This window comes from Nonomuraea jabiensis (genome assembly GCF_014204795.1).
Taxonomy (GTDB): Bacteria; Actinomycetota; Actinomycetes; order Streptosporangiales; family Streptosporangiaceae; genus Nonomuraea; species Nonomuraea jabiensis.
In genome coordinates, this window is the sequence record NZ_JACHMB010000001.1 from 10,741,843 (window position 1) to 10,760,654 (window position 18,812).

Genomic DNA, 18,812 nt, shown 5'->3' on the forward strand with positions numbered 1-18,812 from the left:
GCGTTGCCGGCGAGTACGGTCGGAGAGCAGCAGCGCCTCGTTCACGTCGTGGGTGACCAGGAGCGCGGCGAAGTCGTGCTCGCCACGCAGGCGGAAGCTGGTGATCCCATGACCGGCGAGGTCAGGTTCGAGCCCGGCCTGTACCAGGGCACCGCCGGATATTACGACCGGTTCCGGCTCCCCTATCCCGGCCCGATGCTGGCCGACCTGACCCGCCGGGCGGCCCTGTCAGGCCGCGGACGCCTGCTCGACCTGGCATGCGGCACCGGCCAGCTCGCCTTCCCGCTGTGCGGCCTGTTCGCAGAGGTCTGGGCCGTGGACGCCGAACCCGGCATGACCGACGTGGTCCGCGCCAAGGCGCTTGCCACCGCCGCGGACCACCTCCGAGCGATCACCGCGAGCGCCGAGGACCTGTGCGTCGAGCCGGGCAGCTTGGAGCTGGTCGTCATCGGCAACGCCTTTCACCGGCTCCGCCGCGAACCGGTCGCCGAACGTGCCCACGCGTGGCTCAGACCCGGCGGCTGCCTGGCGCTGTGCTGGTCGACCTCCCCCTGGACCGGTCCCCGGGAATGGCAGCGGGCGCTCGCCGGCATGCTGCGCACCTGGCAGAACGCCCTCGGCGCAGCCGAGCGCGTCCCACCCGGCTGGGATCAGGCGCGGCGGCGACTGCCTGACCACGAAGTGCTGTCCCGCGCCGGGTTCGAGCCCGCCGGACGCCACGAGTACCCCGTCGAGCACCGCTGGACGATCGCTGAACTCGCCGGACACCTCCGATCGACCTCGTTCCTGCCGCCCTCGGTGCTCGCCGGCCACGCCGCCGAGTTCGACGCCGACCTTACGGCTGTACTCAGCCGTCACACGGCCGACGGCCACCTCACCGAAACGGTCAGTTTCGCCTATGAGCTGGCCCGCAAGCCGGCGCTTCCCATCACGAGATGATCACCTGCGACGTCGAGGGCAGCACCGGCCCGATCGCCCGCCGGGCGCCCGGGGTGCGCCCGTGTCCCCAGCCGATCTGCCGGCGGTATCCGCCCAGCAGCCCACGCTCGGCCAGTTCGGTCACATCGGGCGGCTCCGGGAGCGGGTGCGCGTCCGGGGCCACGTAGAGGGCGTCCACCGGGCAGTACGCCTCGCACATGAAGCACGTCTGGCAATCGCCCTGCCGCGCGATCAGCGGCACCCCGTCGTCCCCGCGTACGAACACGTCCGTCGGACAGGCCTCGACGCACTTGTCGCAGGCGATACACCGGTCGCGCAGCACGATCTCGATCACGACGCCACCGCCAGGGGCCACCCGGTCTCCGGCAGCACCCAGACCTCGTCGAGCCCGCCGGAGATCAGCCGGTGGTGCTGGGCGGGGTCGGAGCCGGGGTGGTCGGCACGCTTGTGCATGCCGCGGCTCTCGGTCCTGGCCAGCGCGCTGGCGTACATCCACCGGGCGTGGGCCGCCATCGCGGCGGCCGAGCGGGCGCGCACGACGTCGGGGCCGTCGGCGCGCAGGCCGTGCCTGGCCCGTTTCCAGGTCTCGTCGAGCGAGGCCAGCGCGGGCGCGAGCCGGTCGCCGTGGCGCAGGTAGTTCTTCTCGTACGGCAGCACCTCGGCCTGGACCGCCTCGATGATCTCGCGGTGCCCGGCCGGGTCGCCGCCGGTCGGCCGCAATCCGGCGCCGCCCGCTCCGCGCACGGCCCGCGTGGCCGCCCGGGCACCCAGAGCGCGGGCGTGACGGGCCGCGGCCTGCCCTGCCCAGGTGCCGGACGACATCGCCCAGGCCGCGTTGTGGCTGCCGCCGCCGGTGAAGCCCCCGCAGATCGGCTCCCTGGTGGCGGCGTCGCCGGCGGCGTACAGGCCCGCGACGGAGGTGGCGCAGTCGTAGCCGGTCAGGCGGATCCCGCCGGTCCCGCGTACGGTCCCCTCCGCCAGGAGCGTGACGGGGAAAAGCTCGGTGAACGGGTCGATCCCCTGCCGGTCGAAGGGCAGGAAGAAGTTGGGCTGAGCCAGCCGCATCGCCTGCCTGATCCCCTCCCCCGCCTGGTCGAGGCGGCAGAAGACGCGCTCGGACAGCAGCGCCCGCGCGATCACCGACCGGCCGCGCGTGCTCCCCGCACCCTCCAGGACGCTGCCGTCGGCATGGTAGAAGGTGGCATAGGAGTAGAAGGCGGTCTTGGTCACGGAGGTGAACTCCGGAGCGATCGCGTAGGCGTTGGAGAACTCCATGCCGGACAGCTCGGCCCCGGTCTCCGCCGCGAACAGGGCGCCGTCGCCGGTGTTGACGTCGCAGCCGAGCGCCTTGCTGAGGAAGGCGCAGCCGCCGGTGGCCAGCACCACCGCGCCCGCGCGCACCCGGTAGGAGCGGTCGTGCTGCCTGCGGTGGCCGGCCGCGCCCGCGACCGCGCCGTCCGCGTCCACCAGCAGTTCGGTGACAGGGCTGTGGTCGAGCACGCGCACCCCCGAGCGGCGCGCGCGGATGCGCATGCGGCGCATGTACTCCGGGCCCTGCAGGCCGCGCCGGATCTGCCCGCCGTCCTCACCCACCGGGAAGGGGTAGCGGCTCACCTCGGCCAGCTCGTTCATGTTCGCGTACGTCTGGTCCAGGACCCGGGCCATCCAGGCGCGATCGGCGAGGTACCCGCCCAGGGCCTCCCGGGAGGCCATCGCCGCCTCGCGGGAGGCCGGGTCGGGATCGACGTACCAGACGCCGGTGCCGGCGGCAGCAGTAGCACCGCTCGTGCCCAGGTAGCCCTTGTCGACCAGGACGACGTCGGCGCCCGACTCGGCTGCCTTGACGGCGGCCCAGGCGCCGGCCGGCCCGCCGCCGGCCACCAGGACGTCTGCGATGAGATCCAGATCGGTCATGACTCCCTCCTCATGGGAGATCCGCAGGGCGGCTCGTCAGTCCTGCGCTGAAGAAGGTGACGGGACGTTCCTGCCCGACGCCGTCGACGACGATGTCCACTGCCTCGTTGTAGAAGGCCACGTGCCCCTTGATCGGCGCGGCGGCCGGGATGGGGTCGGGGTAGGCCCAGGCGACGTCGGGCGGCGCGCCTCCGCCCTTGAACGCCCAGTAGGAGGCCACCCCCTTGTACGGGCAGCGGGTGTGCGTATCGGTCGGCTCCAGCAGGTCGAACCGCACGTCATCCGGCGGGATGTAGTAGCGGGTCGGCAGACCTGTCTCGAACAGCAGCACCGCGTGACGGGTGTCCGCGACCACCTGCCCGCCGATCTCGACGACGACATGCCGGGAGCTGGGGATCGGGTCCACCCGCTTGTACGGGTCGCGCGGGTGCACGAAGATCTCTTCTTCCTCCTCGTACCAGTGGTCGAGCACCACGTCCGGACGCCGGAACCACGCGAACGCGATGTGGTCGGGAAGCTCCGGATACCGCCAGGCGGCGTCGCGTACGAGCGCGTCCCCGACCGCGAGGTCGTAGCGGACGCCCGGCGGTTCCCCGGCGTCGCGCAGCAGGTCGGTACGCACGTCCCGGGCGGGGAAGGCGTACCCGGGCACCGGCCGGCCCGGCTCCCACACGAGCACGGGGGCGCGGCTGTCCACGACGACGACGCCGTCGCGCAGACCGCGCACCCAGCGCTCGCTCGGCTCCCAGCGGAAGTCCCCGGGCATGTCAGGTCTCCGCCAGCTCGGCCACGTACGGGCGGCCCTCGCGCCACGCCGCGACCTGGTCCGGCCGGCCGAACACCTCCAGATACTCCTCGACCTGCCGCTTGGCCTGGTCCCACAGCAGCACGGGCTCGTAGTCGGAGCCCTCGGGGCCGACGAACGGGGCCAGCGGCTCGATCACGGTGTCCAGGCTGGGATGCCAGAACACGCCGGTCGAACGCCTGGTGACCGAACCACCCGCGACCACCCGGTGCGTACCCGCGGACAGGCGGCCGTTCGTCCACTTGGTGAGGATGTGACCGGAGAACACCTGCAGGGCGCCGGGCACGATGGGGACCGGGATCCACTCGCCGTCGGGGCCGCGGCCCTGCAGCCCGGCGTAGTCGCCGCGCTGGTGCAGCACCGTGAGCGCGGAGCCGTCGGCGTGCTCCAGCAGGAGCAGCTTGTCCTGGTCGGTGTCGCCGCCGTCGTCATAGGTCCAGGTCGGGTAGTCGTTGACGACGAAGCTGGTGTAGTAGGGGCGTCCGGAGGTGGGAAAGGTGCCGACGGGGACGCCGAGCAGGCGCGCGTACAGGGTGAGCACCTTCTCGGCCACGCCGACCGAGGCGTCGTGGTAGCGCGCGGCCAGGTCCTTCAGGCCCGGCTCCTGCGGGGGCCAGACGTTGGGGTGGGCGTAGAGCTGCGCGTGCTCGTCGCTGAGCCCGGCCGCTTTCGCCTCCTCGACGCTGCCGAACTGGCCGATGATGAAGCGTTCCAGCTCCAGGCGGCCGAAGTCGTCCGGCCACTGCCGCCAGCCGCGGTAAGGGTGGCCGGTGGGGCTGGCCAGCTCGGCCTTGTCCGCGCGGGGCAAGGCCAGAACGCGGCCGATGGAGTCGTGGAAGCCGTCGATGAGCTCGTCGGGCACTCCGTGGTTGGTCACCTGGATGATCCCGATCTGCTCGGCCGCCTCGCGGGCGGCGTCGAGCAGTTCGGGCGGGGCGTCGTCGCTGAGGGCGAGTTCGAGGTCGATGAGGGGGATCTGGGCGGTCATGAGCTGCTCCTCGTGGTCGGGCCGGTCAGCAGGAGGTCGGCGAGCCGGGCGGGCGTGAGCCCGGCCGCGGTGGGTGGTGGTCCGTCGGGAGCGGGGCTGTGTCCCTCCGAGGCGACGAGCCGGGCGGACGGCACGCGCTCGCTCAGCTCGGCCACGGCGGCGTCGCTCAGGCTGCCGCGGACGACGGTGACGGGTGCTCCCCCGGCGGCGAGCCGGGCGAGCCCTTGCCAGAGGTACTCGGCGTCGTCCGAGGGAGCGGGATGCCCGGGGAGGGTTCCGATGAGAATGAGGGCGGGGACGAGGTGCGGGTGCCGGGCGGCCAGCGCGGCGGCGGCGAGCGCGCCGAGCCCGGTCCCGGCCACCGCCTTGGCCTTCGGGGCGAACGATCTGATCGCCTCGGCGATGGGCAGCACCAGTTTGCGGGGCGCGTAGGCGGAGCTGTGTCGGCTGGAGCGACCGTGGCCCGGCAGGTCGAGGGCCAGCGCGGGACGGCCGAGCCCGGCCAGCGGGCCGTCCCAGTCGCGGGCGCTGCCGCCGGCGGCGTGCAGCAGGACGACTTCCGGCGGTCCCGACCCCCAGGCGACGCCGCTCACGTGGTCGCCGGTGGAGACGGTGACCCATCGGCGCTGCACGGGGCCGGGCAGACCGGCGAACTCGTGGTCGGACATGCTTCCTCCCGGAGAGCGGTTATGGTGACGTGCTGTTCCCGGCTCGGCGTGGGAGCCGGTCGGGATCGAGGTGACAGCGGACGACGTGCCCCTGTCCGAGGTCGCGCGCCGGTGGCGCGCTCGTGTCGCACAGTCCGCCGACGCGGCTGGGGCAGGTGCCGGCGAACGGGCATCCGGTGGCGCTCACCCGGCCCGGAGGTCCGGGCCGGCGGCTCCCGACGAGCAACGCCGTGTAGGGGTGGTGCGGGCCGTGCAGGACCTGCCCGGCCGGTCCCTGCTCGACGATCCGGCCCTGGTACATCACCGCGATCCGGTCGGCGAGGTAGCCGACGACGGCCAGGTCGTGCGAGATGAACAGGTACGACGTGCCGCCGGCCCGCTGCCGGTCGTCGAGCAGCCGCAGCACGCCGGCCTGCACGCTGACGTCCAGGGCGGACACGGGTTCGTCGCACACCACCAGGTCGGGTTCGCCGGCGAAGGCGCGGGCGATGGCGGCCCGCTGGCGCTGGCCGCCGGACAGGCGGTCGGGGCGGGCGTCAAGGATGTACGCGTCGAGGCCCGCTTCCCTCGCCAGGTCCGCCGGTTCTCGCGTGCCGCCGAGGCTGCGGGCCGCCTTGGCCAGGATGACGCGGACGGTGTGGCTCGGGTTGAGGGAGGCGTAGGGGTTCTGGAAGACCATCTGTACGGCGCGCCGCTGCCCGGGGTCCCGGCGGGTCACCGAGGGGTGGAGGGGACGTCCGTGCAACGTGATCGTCCCCGGTCCGCGTCCTGCCAGCCCGGCGACCGCCCTGGCGAGCGTGGTCTTGCCGCTGCCCGACTCGCCGACCAGCCCGACCACCTCACCCCGCCGGATCACCAGATCGGCACCGTCCACGGCCACGGTCCTGCCGTACCGGCGCGTCAGTCCCCGGATCTCCAGCAGCGGCCCGCTCTCCGGCACGGCGGGCCCCGTCTCCGTAGGTTCCGTCTCCGCAGGTTCCGTCTCCGCGGGCTGCCTTTGCGGGGGCTGCGGTCGCGGTTCCGGTCGCCGGGCCTGGTCCGGGTGGTGGCAGCTCGCCTGGTGGAGAGCCGCCACGCCCGAGGCGACGGGCGGCACAGGCACACCGGCCACCGCCACCGCCACCGCCACCGCGGACGGTGCCGGGGCGGTGGCGTGGCACAACGCGTCCGCCCGGGGGCAGCGGGGGGCGAACGAGCAGCCCGCGAGCTCCTCTCCCGGGACGGGCGGATGGCCGGGGATGGGGGTCAGCGGGTGGGTGCGCCGGGTACGGCCCAGCCGGGGCGTACCGGCCAGCAGCGCCGCCGGGTACGGGTGCGCGGGCTCCCGGAGGACCGCCCCGGCCGGTCCCTCCTCAACCAGGCGGCCCGCGTACAGGACCCCGACGCGGTCGCACAGTCGTCCGACGAGATCCAGGTCGTGGCTGATCAGCACCACCGCCGCGGCGAGCTCGACCCGCAGCTCGCCGATCAGCTCCAGGATCTCCCGCTCGACCGTCGCGTCCAGCCCGGTCGTCGGCTCGTCGAGGACGAGCAGCCGGGGGCGGGCGGCGAGGGCCGCGGCGATGACCACCCGCTGCTGCTGCCCGCCCGACAACTGGTGCGGATACCGGCGGGCGATCGCGCGGGGATCAGGCAGGCGCACCCGTTCCAGCAATTCGGGGACCTCCCGGCGGTCGCGACCGCGCGCCCGCAGCGCCTGGGCGAGCTGCGTGCCCACCCGCATGGTCGGGTCGAGCGAGGCGCTCGCCTCCTGGTGCACGACGGCCAGCGCCGCCGCCCGCCAGCGCCGCAGGCCCGCGGGCGGCAGCCCGAGCACGTCCACGCCGTCCACGACGATCCGGCCCGAGGTGATCGCTCCGCCACGCGCGACCTGGCCTCCGAGCGCCCGGCCCACGGTCGTCTTGCCGCACCCCGACTCCCCCACGAGCCCGTACGTCTGACCGGGCGCCACCGTGAACGACACCCCGCGCACCGCCGCCTTCCCCGCGTAGGCGACGGACAGATTCTCGATCCTGAGCCCGGTCATGACGCCTCCCAGCGCCCGCGTAGCGCGTCCGCGACCAGCGCGATCCCGACCACGAGCGAGGCGATGGCCAGCGCGGGGCCGAGCACCGTCCACGGCGCGAGCTGCAGCCACAGCCGGTTGTCCGACACCGACGCCCCCCAGTCGGGCGAGCCCGGCGGCTGTCCGAGACCGAGGAACGACAGCGTGGCCGCGGCGAAGATCGCGTCGCCGAAGCGGGACGTGGCCTCCACGAGCACCGTCGGGGCGACGTTCGGCAGGATCTCGCGCACCGTCAGGCCCCAGGATCGCTCGCCGCGCAGCCGGGCCGCCTCCACGTAGGACTTCTCCCGCTCCACCAGCGTGGCGGCGCGCACGCTGCGCGCCACGATCGGCACGAACGACGCGGCGATGACCAGCACCATGACCGTGACCGACCGCCCGGCCAGCGCCACGACCAGCACGGTCGCGATGATCGAGGGGAACACGACGACGGCGTCGAGGACCCGCATGACGATCTCGTCCAGCAGCCCGCCGTAGGTGCCGGCCGCCAGCCCCACCAGGGTTCCGGCCACGACCGCCAGCACGGTGGCCGCCGGCGCGACCAGGAGCACCGGCCGGGCGCCCGCGAGCAGCCGCGAGAAGGTGTCCCTGCCGAACTGGTCGGTGCCCAGCCAGTGCGCGCCGCCCGGCGGCAGGAAGCGGGCGGCCGGGTCCTGCAGGTCCGGCTCGTACGGCACGAGCTGTGGCCAGAGCACCGCCACGACCGCCCATGCGAGGACGATCCCCGCGCCGATGCCCAGAGCGGTCCGGTGCCTGTGCCGCCGCGTGAACGGCAGTGCGATGGCCGTCACGACGCCGCCCCCAGCCGGATGCGCGGATCGAGCAGCCGGTACGCCACGTCGGCGGCCAGCACGATCACCATGTAGAGCAGCCCCAGCACCATGGCCGTGGCCTGCAGCGTCGGCAGGTCCTTGTCCACCGCGGACGACAGCAGCAGCGCCCCGATCCCCGGATGGTTGAACAGCAGCTCCACCGTGACCAGCCCACCGAGCAGGAACTGCAGCTGCACGCCCAGCGCGCTGGTGGCCGGGATGGTGGAGTTGCGCAGCACGTGCCGCCGCACCACCTGCCACCGGGTGAGGCCGCGCAGTTCGGCGGCGCCCGCGTACGCGCTCTCGATCGCGACCACGGCGCCGGCGCGGACGTGCCGGGCGACGTATCCGGTGCACAGCAGCACCAGTGAGAGCGCCGGCAGCGCCAGATGGCCCAGCCGGACGAGCAGGGAGGAGCCGTCCGGCGCCTGCGCCGAGGAGGGGAACCAGCGCAGCCGCACCGCGAACACCACCAGCAGCACCACCCCGGTCACGAACTCGGGCGTCGCCCCCAGCGCCAGCCCGCTCACGCTGACCAGGCGGTCCACGGGCCGGTCGTGGTTGACGCCCGCGACCAGCCCGAGGCCGACGGCGACCGGCACGAGCAGGGCGAACGCCAGCGCCGCCAGCAGCATCGAGGCCGCGAGGCGGTCGAGCACGAGGTCGCGGACCGGCACGCCGAGCGTGTAGGACTCGCCCCAGCGGCCGGTGAGGAAGCCGCCCAGCCAGTCCGCGTACCGCTCGGGCAGGGGTGCGTCCAGGCCGAGCTGGGAGCGCAGGCGGGCGACGGACTCCGCGCTCGCCTCGCGGCCCAGGATCGTACGGGCGACGTCGCCCGGCACCAGCTCGGTCGTGACGAACACCAGAACCGACACCCCCAGCAGGGTCAGCGGCACGGCCACCAGCCGGCGCAGCAGGAAGCGCATCACACGACCTGCGAGACCGAGCTGAAGTCGACGTAGCTGGAGGGGTGAGCCTGGATGCCGGTGAACTTCCGGCCGTTGTAGGCACGGACGGTCCCGCTCCAGACGGAAACGATCAACGGGACGTCCTCGTGCAGGGCCTTGGCGATGATCTCGGCCTGGGTCGCGCGTTCCTCCGGAGTCTGGGCGGCGTCGTAGGCGTCGGCGGCCGCGTCGACGTCGGGGTTGGCGTACTTCGAGCCGTTCCACACGCCGCCGCCCTTGACCATGGGGATGATGAACTGGCTGGGGGTGGCGCGGCCGGCCCAGCCGACGAGGTTCGCGGTGGAGAACAACCACGGGGTGTCCTTCTCCTGGTCGCCCCCGTAGAAGTCGGCCGAGGTGCGCTGGTCCAGCTCGACCTGGATGCCGGCCTGCTTGAGCTGGTTCTGGACGGTGAGCGCGTAGTCCTTGCTGGGCGGGTCGTACGTCAGGGTGAACTTCAGCGGCTGCCCGCCGAGCAGCTCGGCGACCTTGGCCGGGTCCTTGGCGCGCTGGGCGATGCCGTCCGGCGCGGCCGGGAACAGCGGGGCGAACAGGTGGTCGTTGCCCAGAGCCCCGATGCCGTCGTAGACGGTGGCGTTCACGCCGGGCCGGTCCAGCGCGTACGCGACCGCCTGCCGCGCCTCCTTGCGGTCGAACGGCGGCCGGTCCGTGCGCAGCGTGAACGCGGTCAGACCGGTGCCCTGGACCTGGTCCACGGTGATGTCACCGAGCCCCTTGAGCGGGCCGACGAGCTGCGGGCGGCTGAGGATCTGCGCGTCGATCTCACCGCTCTGCAGCGCCAGCAGGTCAGCCTGGTCGTCGGCATAGAACGTGATCTTCACTCCGTCGAGGTACGGCTTACCCGGCTCCCAGTACTTCGGGTTGCGGGTGAACGTGGCCCCCGACGACGCGTCGTACGACTCCAGCAGGAACGGGCCGGTGCCGATCGGCTTCTTCGTGAAGTCGCCCGCGTAGTCCTTCTTCAGGATCACCGCGTTGTAGTTGCCCGCCGAGACCAGGTACGGGAAGTCGGAGAAGGTCCGTTCGAGCGTGAAGACGACCGTGGCGGCGTCGCGCACGCTCACCCCGCCCTTCGCCAGCACCGTGTCGAAGGCCGACAGGGCGGCGGACTTGGACTTCGGATCGAGCAGCCGGTCGAAGCTCGCCTTGACGATCTCCGCGTCGAGCGGCGTGCCGTCGGAGAAGGTGACGCCCTTGCGCAGCGTGAACGCCCACCGCTTGCCACCGTCCTCGGACTCCCACTTCTCGGCCAGCCGCGGCTTCAGCGTGAAGTCCCGGTCGAGCCAGATCAGGTAGTCGGCAACGAGCTGGACGATGGCGATGGCCGAGCCGTCGTACATGGTGACGGGGTCCACGGCGGTCGGCGGCGGCGGAGAGCCCGCGCGCAGGGTCCCGCCGCGGCGGGGTGGCACGGACGCCGCGGCGCTGGCGCCCGTGCCGGCCTGCGGGGCCCCGCTGTCCGCGCCGGTCAACGGGGCTCCGCCGCCTGCGCCGCAGGCGGCCAGCAGAAGCGAGAGGGCTCCCCCTCCTGTCCCGGCGAGCAGAACCCGCCTGGTCAAATCGGTGGCCCCCGGAAGGGCGGGCCGGTTGAAGGGACGGGGGAATTCCCTCATGGGTGCTCCTTCATGACGAACTCTAACCCACTATTCAGGTAGGGATACTCGGATGTCAACCCATGGAGACGCCACCACTCCGTCCAGCCCGCGGGGACGGCCCGTCACGGCCGGTCGCCGGACTTGCGCATCCTTCCCGACGCCTCGGCGACCCTCCAGAGGAGGCCAGGGAGCGCACGAAGAACCGCCGGGCCGCGTCGCGCGAGCGCGCTTTCGTGGGCATCGCGTCGCAGGTCGCCGATGAATGGGTGCGGTAGACAGGCGGCCCCGATCGAGCACGGCGATCTCACCGTGCAGAGTGGCGGCCACGGCGAGGCCGTGCCGTGCGCTCGAATACGTTCACCGACCGGGACCGGAGTTCATGGCGGGTGCGGCTACGGCTTGACCTCGCCGAGCCGCCCGGTCCTGACGTCGTAGACGAACCCTCGGATCGCGTCCTTGTGCGGGATGAACGGGTCCGCCCGGATGCGCCGGATGGACTGGATCACGTCCTCCTCCAGGTCGGTGAACGCCTCGGCGGCCCAGTCGGGCTTGATGCCGACGTCGTCGTAGACGTCCCGTTTGAAGCCGTCGTCGGTGAAGGTGAGCATGCCGCAGTCGGTGTGATGGATCAGGACGATCTCGCGCGTGCCCAGCAGCCGCTGGCTGATGGCCAGGCTGCGGCGCTCACCCGCCGTGATGACGCCGCCCGCGTTGCGGATGACGTGGGCGTCCCCCTCTCCCAGCCCGAGCAGGCCGTAGACGTTGAGCCGCGCGTCCATGCAGGCCACCACGGCCACCCGTTTGGCAGGCGGCAGGGCCAGCTCCCCATGCCGGAAGGACTCTGCATAGCGCTCGGCGTTGGCGACCAGCTCGTCGGTGATGCTCATCGGACCTCCCTGTACCGGTCCTCTCACCATTACCCGCAATTCCGACATGGTCAATGGGGATTCTCACCGGAGGCTGCCCCCATAGGCGGCGTTCTACGATGGCGTGGTGAGTCATTCCGACCGGGCGGCACTGGCTCGGCTCGAGGTAGCGGTGTCGGCTGTGGTGCGGTGGAGTGAGAGCAGGCACGTCAAGGCCGAGGTGGCACGTCGCTCGGGGTGCGATCTTTCCAGCAGCGAATTGCGCCTGCTGGAGCACTTCGACGTCGCCGAACCCATGCGCGTCTCCGACATCGCCGAGTGCCTGAACATCGACATGTCGACGGTCTCGCTACAGCTACGCAGGCTCCGCGCCGACGGCCTCGTCACCCGGATACCAGACCCGGACGACCGCAGGGTCAGCCTCATCGCCATCACCGACGCAGGCCGCGCCGCCGTGGCCCAGGTCCGCGCCACGCGGCGCGACCTGCTCCAGGACATCCTCTCCGGCACCGACCCGGCCGAGCTCGACCGAGCCGCCGACGTCCTGCTGCGGGTGCAGGAGCACATGCTCGACGGCATGCGCGCCACGCTCGGTCTCACCAATCCTCACTAACCCGGGCCCGCTTGCGGCCCCGCCACCACAGATGCTTTGATTTCTCAAAGTAAATAAATGAAGGTGGGGCTCGATGGCCACAGCAGTGATCACCGGCGGGAACGACGGCATCGGCAGGGCGCTGGCCGACACCTATCTGGAACGCGGACACCAGGTCCTGGTCATCGGCCGCGACCGTGGGAAGGGCCAGGCCTTCCTCGACGCCGCCACCGGGCACGGCGCGGGCGACCGCGCCCGTTTCCTGCAGGCGGACCTGAGTCTCGTCACCGAGAACAAACGTGCCCTCGCCTGGATCACCCGGACCTACCCGAGCATCGACGTCCTCGTGCTCGGCGCGCGGTACCACCGCTCGAACCGCGTGGAGACCGCGGAGGGATTCGAGAGCAACTTCGCGCTCTACTACCTCAGCCGGTTCCTGCTCAGCCACGGCCTGGTCGGGCCGCTGAGCCGGGCACCACACCCGGTCATCCTCAACTTCGGCGGAGCCGGCCAGACCGGCCCCGTACGCTGGGACGACCTGCAACTGCGGCGCGACTACCCGGGGACCGGCGCACTGGGCCACAGCGCGAAACTGTGCGACCTGCTGGGCGTCAGCTTCATCCGGATCCACCACGACACACCCGTCCGGTACGTGCTCAACCATCCCGGCGTCGTCGCCACCAGCTTCGCCGGCGAATACGACCAGGCAACCGCGACCCAGGTGGAACGCCTGAAAACCATCGGCAAGACCACCGCACAGGCCGTCGCACAGATCCTGCCCTACCTCGACGATCCGCCCGCCCGGCTGACCGCGGTCCTGGAAGGCGAACGCGTTCCCACCGACACAGGCGCCTTCGACCCCGCGGAGGCCACCCGCCTCCACGAGATCACCCGCAAGCTCCTCGCAGAATGACCGAACTGCCGCTCAGTCCGCGGCTGTCCGCGCCGCCGGTGGCAGCGGCGGGGAGCCGGCGGCGAGGGTTCTTCCTCATCGCGCGCTCGGCCTCGGTGGCGATGGTCTCGCGGAGCACCGTCCGCTTGTCACCGAAGTGGTGGTCAATGGTGTGCTTGGCGACCCCGGCCTCGGTGGCGATCATGTCCACCGAGGTCTGGGTGTACCCCTCTCGGGCGAAGACGGCTACGACGTCGCCGCGTAGTCCGTGGATAGGGACAGCTCCCTCCAGGCGTTGACCTCACGCTGCTCCTCGGCCCGCACCTGGTCGCGCCTGCGGACGGCGTCGCCGCCGAGGAGCAGGCCGCGCGGCGGGTTGGCCGTCCGCGCGATCCGGATGATGGCCTCGGCCGCCTTCACCGGGTCGCCCGGCTGCGATCCACCCCAGTCCGCGACGGAGGCCCGCGCCTGGCCCGACGTATCGGCGTAGTCGTCGATGGCGCCGTCCGCGATCACCAGCGACTCCTTCGACAGGAAATCCGTGCGGAACACCCCGGGCCGGACAGCCGTGACGTGGATGCCGAGCGGACCCACCTCTGCCCGCAGCGCATCGGTGATGCCCTCGACGGCGAACTTGGTGGAGCCGTACAGCCCCCAGGCCGCGCCCGTGGCGACCCCGCCGATGGAGGACACGTTGATGATGTGCCCGGCCCGCTGCCTGCGGAAGGTCGGCAGGAGCGCCTTCGTCACCCGGAGCAGCCCGAACACGTTGACGTCGTAGATCTCCTTGGTCTGGGTCTCGGAGATCTCCTCGACCGCCCCCAACACGCCGTAGCCCGCGTTGTTGACGAGCACGTCGACGCGCTCGACCTGGGCCAGCGCGCGGGTGACGGCCGCCTGGACGCCGGCCGGGTCGGTGACGTCCAGTTGCTCCGTGATCAGCCGCTCGGACGCCCCGAGCCGTTCGCGAAGCCCCTCGGGGCGGCGGGCGGTGGCGATGAGCGTGTCTCCGCCCGCCAGGATCTGGCGGGCCAGCTCGAGCCCGAACCCTCGCGAAGCACCGGTGAGGAACCACGTGGCCATATTGCACCTTTTCATAGTATTCAGGTAGGAATACATGTTAATGTATGGGAAGAACGTCCCATTTGTGAAGAGGATGGCCTGCAGAGCATGACGGTGAAGTTCCACTGGTACCTGCCGACCCACGGCGACACCCGCGCCCTGTGGCACCAGAACCGGACCAGGGCGGAGGGTAAGGAGGACGGCGAAGCAGTCGGATATCGCCCGTTCGGCCTGGGGTACATGAATCAGATCGCCCTGGCCGCGGAGGACCTCGGCTTCGAGGCGGTTCTGACGCCTACCGGGTCGCACTGCGAGGACGCCTGGCTGAGCACCGTCGCCATCGCCCAGTACGCCAGGCGACTGAAGTTCCTCGTGGCGTTCCGGCCCGGGCTGATCAGCCCGACTCTGGCCGCCCAGCAGGCCGCGACCTTCCAGCACCTCACCGGCGGACGCCTGCTGCTCAATGTGGTGAGCGGCGGCTCCGACGCCGAGCAGCGGCGGTACGGGGACGGGCTGGCCAAGGCCGACCGCTACCGGCGTACCGAGGAGTTCCTCACCATCCTGCGCGGTATCTGGAAGGGCGCACCCTACGACTTCGAGGGCGATCACTACGAGGTGCGCGACGCCGTGCTGCCCGAACCACCCGATTCCCAGCCGGCTCTCTACTTCGGCGGTTCGTCCCAGGAGGCGCTGGGGGTGGCGGGCCGCCAGGCCGACGTGTACCTGGCGTGGGCGGAGCCGCCCGACCAGCTGGCCGCCACGTTCGACGAGGTACGCGCCCACGCGCGGGCCGCCGGGCGCGAGATCCGTTTCGGCATCCGCCTGCACACCATCGCGCGCTCCACGTCCGAGGCGGCCTGGGCCCAGGCGCAGAGCCTGCTGGACGCCCTGGACGAGGACACGGTGCGGGCCGCCCAGGAGAAGCTGCGGGCCAGGGCCTCGGAGGGCCAGCGGCGCATGCTCTCGCTCAACGAGGGCGTCCTCGGCCGTGCCAGGGACCTGGAGGTCCACCCTGGCCTATGGGCGGGTCCCGGCCTGGTACGAGCCGGAGCGGGCACCTCGTTCGTGGGCTCGTACGCCGAGGTGGCCAGGCTCGTCGCCGAGTACGCCGAGATCGGGGTGAGCGAGTTCATCCTCAGCGGCTATCCGCAGCTGGAGGAGCTGTACTGGTTCGGCGAGGGTGTGCTGCCCGAGCTGCGCCGCGCCGGGCTGTGGGGGCGGGACCTCGCCCATGCCTGACCATCTGCTCTTCAACGCGTTCACCATGAGCACCGTTTCGCACCTGTTGCACGGCCTGTGGACGCATCCCGACAGCCGCCACCGCGACTATGCCGACCTGGGCGCCTGGCTGGAGCTGGCCGCGCTGCTCGACGACGCCGACTTCGACGCGCTGTTCCTCGCCGACGTGGCCGGAGTGCACGAGACCTACGGCGGGAGCCCCGCGCAGGCGGTCCTCGAAGGCGTTCAGGTCCCGGCGAACGATCCCTCCATGCTGCTGTCCGCGCTGGCCGCCTCCACCCGCCGCCTGGGGCTGGTGTTCACCCAGTCGATCCTGCAGGAGCCGCCGTTCAACTTCGCACGGCGGGTGTCCACGCTGGACCATCTGAGCCGGGGGCGGGTGGGCTGGAACATCGTCACCTCCCACCTGTCCAACGCCGCGCGCAACCTCGGGCTCGACGACCTGCCCGACCACGACGAGCGCTACGCGCGTGCGGAGGAGTACACCGAGGTGGTCTACCGGCTGTGGGAGGAGAGCTGGGCCGACGACGCCGTGCTCGCGGACCCCTCGACCGGCAGGTACGCCGACCCGGCCAAGGTCAGGAAGATCAACCATGCCGGCACGTACTACCGGGTCGAGGGCCCCCATCTGTGCGAGCCGTCGCCGCAGCGCTCCCCCGTGCTGTTCCAGGCCGGGTCATCCAAGGCGGGCAGGGAGTTCGCCGCCCGGCACGCAGAAGGCGTCTTCATCGACGCGGTGACCCCGCTCGGAGCCCACGAGCAGATCGCCGACATTCGCGCCCGCGCCGGGCGGCACGGCCGCAACCCCGACGACCTGCTGTTCTTCGCGGGACTGTCCTTCGTCGTCGGCGGGACCGAGGCCGAGGCCGCCGGCAAGGACGCGGAGATCCGCGCCCATCTGAGCGAGACCGCCTTCGCCGCCCAGTTCTCCAGCGCCGTGGGCAGCGACGTGACCGAACTGGGTCTCGACACGCCGATCCGGCTGATCAGGACGAACACCCAGCAGGGCTGGCTCACCAGCCTGCGGGAATCGGCCCCCGACCAGGAGTGGACGCTCGGCACGGCGCTGACCGCCCGGATGGGCCGCCGGGTCGTCGGCACGCCGGAACGGATCGCCGACCAGCTCGCGGAGTGGCGCGCGGCGGGTGTGGACGGGGTCAACGTCATCGCCGCGACCACGCCGGGAACGTACCGGGACTTCATCGACGGTGTCCTGCCCGAGCTGCGCCGGCGCGGCCTGGCCCGTACCGAGCCCACCGAAGAGGGCCTCACGCTGCGCGAACGCCTGTTCCCCGGGCGACCCGCCCGGCTCACCGCCAACCACCCCGCCGGCCGCCGCCGCCTGTACCCCCACCGCAATCACGAAGAGAAGGCCGTGTCATGACCGACAACACTTCCCCCGGGCCCGCGCAGGAGAGCGCCGCCACCGGCATCTCCGCCACCGAGCAGGCGGGCGACGCCTCCCCTGGCGCGAAGAGCGCGCTCGCGCCGCGCGACCTCGCGCTCATCGCGCTCTTCGCGGCCTTCATCGCCGTGCTCGGCCTGCCCGGCGCGATACCGATCTTCGGCTCCCCCGTGCCGATCACCGCCCAGACGCTCGGCGTCATGCTCGCCCCGAGCATCCTGGGCGCGCGGCGCGGCGCCCTGGCGATCGTGGCCTTCCTCGTCCTCGTCGCGGCCGGCCTTCCCCTCCTGTCCGGCGGGCGCGGCGGGCTGGGGGTCTTCGCCGGCGCCTCCGCCGGGTACCTCGTCGGCTGGATCTTCGGCTCGTACGTCATCGGCCTGCTCGTGGACCGGATCCTGCCGAAGTACCGCTTCTGGCCCGGCCTGCTCTTCAACGTCATCGGCGGCATCGTGGTCATCTACGCCTTCGGGGTGCCCGTCACGGCGTGGCGTACCGGGAGCTGGGAGCTGGCGACGGTCCTGAGCGCCGCCCAGTACCTCCCGGGCGATCTGCTGAAGGCCGTGCTCGCCGCGGCCATCGCGGCCGGCGTGCACCGCGCGTACCCCGTCCCGCGCGCCGGGCGCCCGCGGGGGCAGGCATGATCGAGCTCAAGGACGTCACGCACGCGTACGGCGACCGCCCGGTCCTGCGCGGCATCTCCCTGCGGCTGGAGGAGCGGCGGATCGGGCTGATCGGCGCCAACGGCTCCGGGAAGTCGACCCTGGCCCGGCTGCTCAACGGGCTGATCGTGCCCGACTCGGGGCAGGTCCTGGTGGACGACCTGGACACCAGGAAGCAGGCCCGCGCCGTCCGCAGGAAGGTCGGCTTCGTCTTCTCCAACGCCGACTCGCAGATCATCATGCCGACCGTCGCCGAGGACGTGGCGATCGGCCTGCGCGACCGCGGCCTGCCGAAGGAGGAGGCGGCGACGCTGGTCGCCGAGATCCTGGCCAGGTACGGGCTGGGCGACCACCACGACCACCAGGCGCACCTGCTGTCCGGCGGCCAGAAACAGATGCTGGCGCTGGCGGCGGTGCTGGTCACCCAGCCGGAGATCCTCGTCTGCGACGAGCCGACGACCCTGCTCGACCGGCGCAACGTCCGGATCGTCGTCGACACGCTGCGCTCGCTCCCCCAGCAGGTCATCCTGCTGACCCACCAGCTGGAGACCCTGGCGGACTTCGACCGGGTCCTGGTCGTCAGTGAGGGGCGCGTGGCCTTCGACGGTCCGCCGGCCGAGGCCGTCGACCGGTACATCGAGCTGATCGACTCCGAGGTCGTGCCGGCCCGATGAACACGTTCGGCGTCTACGTCCCCGGGGACAGCCTGTTGCACAGGCTGCCCGCAGGCGCGAAGTTGCTCGCCCTGCTCGTCGTGATCTCGGCGACGCTCTTCGTCCGAGATCCGGTCGCGGCGCTGACCTGCGCGGCCCTGGTGTGCCTGGCATACCCGGTCAGCCGGGTCGGCATCGGGCACCTGGGCACCACGGTGGTCGGCCTGCTGCCGTTCCTCGTCGTCATCCTGGCCTTCCAGACGTTCACGGCGGGCTGGCGCACCGCGGTCGTCCTGTCCGCCCAGCTGTTCACCGCGGTCGTGCTCGCCGGGCTGGTCACGCTCACCACCAGGGTCGCCGACATGCTGGAGCTCTTCGAGCGGCTGGCCCGCCCGCTGCGGGCCTTCGGCGTACGGCCCGAGCGCGTGGCGCTGGTCCTGGCGCTCACCATCCGGAGCGTGCCGATGGCTCTGACCGCCTGGCGGCAGGCACGCGAGGCGTACGTGGCCCGCGGGCTGTCCCGGCGGCAGCACCACATGGTGGTGCCCGTGATCGTCAGCCTGATCAGGTCCGCGGAGGCCGTCGGCGAGGCGATCAGCGCCCGCGGCCTGGACTGACCTCCTGATTCACCCCACCCAGCACCCCACCCCAGCACCCCACCCCAGCACCCCACCCCAGCACCACAGCAAG

20 protein-coding genes are annotated in these 18,812 nt (G+C 72.1%); 8 read left to right on the forward strand and 12 right to left on the reverse strand.

Annotated elements, in window-relative coordinates; all coding sequences use genetic code 11:
- Positions 1 to 48: 48 nt before the first annotated feature.
- Positions 49 to 939, forward strand: a complete 891-nt coding sequence (locus HD596_RS49195; RefSeq protein ID WP_185076202.1) for a class I SAM-dependent methyltransferase — start codon at positions 49 to 51, stop codon at positions 937 to 939.
- On the opposite strand, the gene HD596_RS49200 is transcribed toward HD596_RS49195, so the two are convergent.
- The 10 genes from HD596_RS49200 to HD596_RS49245 all read right to left on the reverse strand — a co-directional run bounded on the left by HD596_RS49200 (position 929) and on the right by HD596_RS49245 (position 11,641).
- The gene (locus tag HD596_RS49200; protein WP_185076203.1) at positions 929 to 1,273 is read right to left on the reverse strand and encodes a 4Fe-4S dicluster domain-containing protein; all 345 of its coding nucleotides are present in this window, start codon (positions 1,271 to 1,273) and stop codon (positions 929 to 931) included. The two genes, HD596_RS49195 and HD596_RS49200, sit on opposite strands and share 11 nt — an antisense overlap.
- Entirely contained in the window at positions 1,270 to 2,853 is a 1,584-nt protein-coding gene (locus tag HD596_RS49205) for an FAD-dependent oxidoreductase (protein ID WP_185076204.1), read from the reverse strand. The genes HD596_RS49200 and HD596_RS49205 overlap by 4 nt, the downstream gene beginning before the upstream one ends.
- A gap of 10 nt (positions 2,854 to 2,863) precedes the next feature.
- Entirely contained in the window at positions 2,864 to 3,619 is a 756-nt protein-coding gene (locus tag HD596_RS49210) for a DUF427 domain-containing protein (protein WP_185076205.1), read from the reverse strand.
- 1 nt (position 3,620) lies between these two features.
- Positions 3,621 to 4,646 (reverse strand): 2-oxoglutarate and iron-dependent oxygenase domain-containing protein, encoded by a 1,026-nt coding sequence (locus HD596_RS49215; RefSeq protein WP_185076206.1) that lies wholly within the window; start codon positions 4,644 to 4,646, stop codon positions 3,621 to 3,623.
- A complete protein-coding gene (locus HD596_RS49220) occupies positions 4,643 to 5,314 on the reverse strand; it encodes an alpha/beta fold hydrolase (RefSeq protein ID WP_185076207.1) in 672 nt (223 codons plus the stop codon). Before HD596_RS49220 ends, HD596_RS49215 begins: the two co-directional genes overlap by 4 nt.
- A 19-nt stretch (positions 5,315 to 5,333) precedes the next feature.
- On the reverse strand, positions 5,334 to 7,340 hold the full coding sequence (locus HD596_RS49225; protein ID WP_185076208.1) for an ABC transporter ATP-binding protein: 2,007 nt from the start codon (positions 7,338 to 7,340) through the stop codon (positions 5,334 to 5,336).
- Entirely contained in the window at positions 7,337 to 8,170 is an 834-nt protein-coding gene (locus tag HD596_RS63030) for an ABC transporter permease (RefSeq protein ID WP_185076209.1), read from the reverse strand. The genes HD596_RS49225 and HD596_RS63030 overlap by 4 nt, the downstream gene beginning before the upstream one ends.
- On the reverse strand, positions 8,167 to 9,117 hold the full coding sequence (locus tag HD596_RS49235; protein WP_221519947.1) for an ABC transporter permease: 951 nt from the start codon (positions 9,115 to 9,117) through the stop codon (positions 8,167 to 8,169). The genes HD596_RS63030 and HD596_RS49235 overlap by 4 nt, the downstream gene beginning before the upstream one ends.
- Positions 9,117 to 10,772 carry an ABC transporter substrate-binding protein gene (locus HD596_RS49240; RefSeq protein ID WP_185076211.1) on the reverse strand — a complete coding sequence of 552 codons (1,656 nt, stop codon included), beginning with the start codon at positions 10,770 to 10,772 and terminating at the stop codon, positions 9,117 to 9,119. Before HD596_RS49240 ends, HD596_RS49235 begins: the two co-directional genes overlap by 1 nt.
- Before the next feature lie 374 nt (positions 10,773 to 11,146).
- Positions 11,147 to 11,641, reverse strand: coding sequence for a beta-class carbonic anhydrase (locus tag HD596_RS49245; RefSeq protein WP_185076212.1), 495 nt, complete (start codon positions 11,639 to 11,641; stop codon positions 11,147 to 11,149).
- 106 nt (positions 11,642 to 11,747) lie between these two features.
- Between HD596_RS49245 and HD596_RS49250 the strand changes: the two genes are divergently transcribed.
- Both HD596_RS49250 and HD596_RS49255 read left to right on the forward strand, forming a co-directional pair.
- Complete coding sequence (locus tag HD596_RS49250; RefSeq protein ID WP_221519948.1) at positions 11,748 to 12,233, forward strand: MarR family winged helix-turn-helix transcriptional regulator; 486 nt, start codon at positions 11,748 to 11,750, stop codon at positions 12,231 to 12,233.
- Positions 12,234 to 12,306: 73 nt separating this feature from the next.
- Positions 12,307 to 13,125, forward strand: a complete 819-nt coding sequence (locus HD596_RS49255) for an SDR family NAD(P)-dependent oxidoreductase (protein WP_185076214.1) — start codon at positions 12,307 to 12,309, stop codon at positions 13,123 to 13,125.
- Here HD596_RS49255 and HD596_RS49260 read toward each other — a convergent pair.
- Positions 13,100 to 13,396, reverse strand: coding sequence for a TetR/AcrR family transcriptional regulator (locus HD596_RS49260; protein WP_221521181.1), 297 nt, complete (start codon positions 13,394 to 13,396; stop codon positions 13,100 to 13,102). The two genes, HD596_RS49255 and HD596_RS49260, sit on opposite strands and share 26 nt — an antisense overlap.
- Positions 13,351 to 14,187, reverse strand: a complete 837-nt coding sequence (locus HD596_RS49265) for an oxidoreductase (protein ID WP_185076215.1) — start codon at positions 14,185 to 14,187, stop codon at positions 13,351 to 13,353. Before HD596_RS49265 ends, HD596_RS49260 begins: the two co-directional genes overlap by 46 nt.
- An 87-nt stretch (positions 14,188 to 14,274) precedes the next feature.
- Here HD596_RS49265 and HD596_RS49270 point away from each other — a divergent pair, with 87 nt between their 5' ends.
- Genes HD596_RS49270 through HD596_RS49290 form a run of 5 tightly spaced genes read left to right on the forward strand, consistent with a single transcriptional unit; the run spans position 14,275 to position 18,739 of the window.
- Positions 14,275 to 15,405: an LLM class flavin-dependent oxidoreductase gene (locus tag HD596_RS49270; RefSeq protein ID WP_185076216.1), complete on the forward strand. Its 1,131-nt coding sequence runs from the start codon at positions 14,275 to 14,277 to the stop codon at positions 15,403 to 15,405.
- On the forward strand, positions 15,398 to 16,789 hold the full coding sequence (locus tag HD596_RS49275) for an LLM class flavin-dependent oxidoreductase (RefSeq protein WP_221519949.1): 1,392 nt from the start codon (positions 15,398 to 15,400) through the stop codon (positions 16,787 to 16,789). The genes HD596_RS49270 and HD596_RS49275 overlap by 8 nt, the downstream gene beginning before the upstream one ends.
- Positions 16,786 to 17,451, forward strand: coding sequence for a biotin transporter BioY (locus HD596_RS49280; protein ID WP_185076217.1), 666 nt, complete (start codon positions 16,786 to 16,788; stop codon positions 17,449 to 17,451). Before HD596_RS49275 ends, HD596_RS49280 begins: the two co-directional genes overlap by 4 nt.
- Positions 17,448 to 18,143 carry an energy-coupling factor ABC transporter ATP-binding protein gene (locus HD596_RS49285; protein WP_185076218.1) on the forward strand — a complete coding sequence of 232 codons (696 nt, stop codon included), beginning with the start codon at positions 17,448 to 17,450 and terminating at the stop codon, positions 18,141 to 18,143. Before HD596_RS49280 ends, HD596_RS49285 begins: the two co-directional genes overlap by 4 nt.
- Complete coding sequence (locus HD596_RS49290; protein ID WP_185076219.1) at positions 18,140 to 18,739, forward strand: energy-coupling factor transporter transmembrane component T family protein; 600 nt, start codon at positions 18,140 to 18,142, stop codon at positions 18,737 to 18,739. Before HD596_RS49285 ends, HD596_RS49290 begins: the two co-directional genes overlap by 4 nt.
- Positions 18,740 to 18,812: the final 73 nt, after the last annotated feature.